Consider the following 563-nt stretch of genomic DNA (forward strand, 5'->3'; position numbering starts at 1 on the left):
CGACGCTTTTTCAAAGGGAAATCCTCAAAGATTTTCCCCAATGTAGTAGAACGGCAATTCCAAAACCGCAAACAAAATGAGGTACTTGTCACAGATATCACTTATTTGCCATTCAAAGATAAATTTCTCTATTTATCGGTCGTTCAAGACCTTTACAATAATGAAATCGTTGCTTGGAAACTCTCACATCGCAATGATTTACAACTTGTTCTAAAAACATTAGATTTAGCAACACAAAAAAGAGATGTGTATGGAACCATCATCCACTCAGATCAAGGATTCCAATATACATCTCCTGCTTATTATCGTATGCTTCAACAGCTAGGCGCCATCGGCAGCCATTCTCGCAAAGGAAACTGCCATGACAATGCTTGCATTGAATCATTCTTCTCTCATTTTAAATCTGAAATGTTTTATCTTAATGACTATCAAACAAAGGGAGAACTAATTCAAGCAATTGAAACATACATCTATCATTATAACTACAAACGATTCCAAAAACGACTCAATCATCGAGCTCCGATCGAATATCGAATTTCGATGGCTGCATAGTCTTTTTTACA

Annotated in this window: 1 protein-coding gene; it reads left to right on the top strand. The window is 36.2% G+C overall.

The genetic code is table 11. The annotated features are described in order from the left end of the window. A partial coding sequence (locus LRP84_RS22330) for an IS3 family transposase (RefSeq protein WP_230577080.1) occupies positions 1-552 on the top strand: 552 nt, incomplete at its 5' end. Between the last annotated feature and the right edge of the window lie 11 nt (positions 553-563).

It is taken from the genome of Bacillus rhizoplanae, assembly GCF_917563915.1.
GTDB lineage: Bacteria > Bacillota > Bacilli > Bacillales > Bacillaceae_G > Bacillus_A > Bacillus_A rhizoplanae.